This window comes from Kitasatospora sp. LaBMicrA B282, from assembly GCF_050325825.1.
Taxonomy (GTDB): Bacteria; Actinomycetota; Actinomycetes; order Streptomycetales; family Streptomycetaceae; genus Kitasatospora.
Map to the genome: position 1 here is coordinate 1 of NZ_JBNQTI010000356.1, position 1,488 is coordinate 1,488.

1 protein-coding gene is annotated in these 1,488 nt (G+C 69.6%); it reads right to left on the bottom strand.

What is annotated here, in order from left to right:
- Window positions 1-201: 201 nt before the first annotated feature.
- A complete protein-coding gene (locus ACQRUO_RS39390) occupies window positions 202-1,446 on the bottom strand; it encodes an IS4 family transposase (protein WP_428320996.1) in 1,245 nt (414 codons plus the stop codon).
- Window positions 1,447-1,488: the final 42 nt, after the last annotated feature.

Genomic DNA, 1,488 nt, shown 5'->3' on the forward strand with positions numbered 1-1,488 from the left:
CTAGGGCCAATACTGGTGATTTAGGGTGTTTTCTGGCTTTTTGGCCTGGTTCTGGTGGGTGCGACCAGCCGGACCGTTGGCGCGTCGGGCCCGGGCGGGTTGCCGTGCTCGGCGCGTTTGAGGGCCCAGTTGGACATCTTGCGTTTGATCACGCGGGGGTTCGAGCGTAACCGCCTTGCGGGCAGCAGGCGTTCGGTGATCTCACGCAGGCTCTGGGCGATGGCCCGGGTGAGCCGGGAGGGGGGAAAGCGCCGCCTGCCCGGTGACGTGGCGGCGCACGACGCGAAGGGTACGGGTGAAGGAGATCCGGTCCGGATCATGCCCGGCCTTGAGGGCGGCCTGGTGCATCAGGTCCCGCAGCGCGTGGTGGACCAGCAGGAACGCGAAGATCTCCTGCTCGACCCCGCGGGGGTGCTGCGAACGCAGCACCAACCCGGGCCCACCCTGGTGGTTCTTGATCTCGTCGAGGGTGCTCTCGATCTCCCACCGCTGGGCGTACAGGGCCGCCAGTTCGGCGGCCGGCGCCTGGGCCGGGTCGAGGATGGTGGTGATCAGCCGGTAGACGGTGGCCTCGCCACCGTCGCCGCCCGCGAGTGTGTACTCGATCACCCGCACCCGCTCGGGGTCCGCGCGACGGTAGTTGTCCCGCGCGGCGACGATCTCCGACAGGTAGGAGCCGTCGTCGAGCATCCCGACGACGGGGAGCACGACCACGCTCCGCACCCGCCACAGCAGGTCGGCACCACCGGCCTTCGCCGCCCGCCACAGGTCGAAGCCGCAAAAGCCGCGGTCCGCCAGGACGAGCATCCCCTCGACCAGGGCGGGAAACAACCGCTCGGCCAGAACGGTCTCGTGGACCGTCAACGGGCCGACCTCGGCCGCAAAGACGGCATGCGTACCGCACTCGGCCAACGCCGCCACCCGCGCCTGCGGATACGCGCTGCGACCCTGACCACGACTGGTTCCCGGACGCGAGAAGAACTCCGCGTTCGCCGCCGTGTCGGGCACGTCGAAGACGGTGCCGTCCACCGCGACCAGCCGCCATCGCCGGTACCAGGCACCCTGCGTCTCGGGGAGGGCCACCGGCTGGCAGACCCGGCGGATCAGCTCCCGCAGTGGCTCCGGGCCCAACCGCAGCCGGGCCCGGCCGATCGCCGCCGTAGTCGGCACCCGCCAGGTACCGGACCACCGGCCCTCACGTTCCAGGCCCTGGACCAGCAGTCGAGCCACCTCCTCATAGCCCTGCCCGAAGAACAGGCACATCGCAAGGACGAAGTAGACCACCACCCGCGCAGGCAACAACCGGTGCCGCTGCTCGCCCCGACCACACTCGGCGACCACCTCATCGACCAACTCCGGCGGGAAGGCACGCGTCAACACCCCCAACGCGATCCGATCCGACAACCGGTCGCTCGCCGGCGACTTCACCTGTCCAGGCCTTGGCACAACCCGCTCAACGAGCGAACCCCACCAAAGTCACCGGTATTG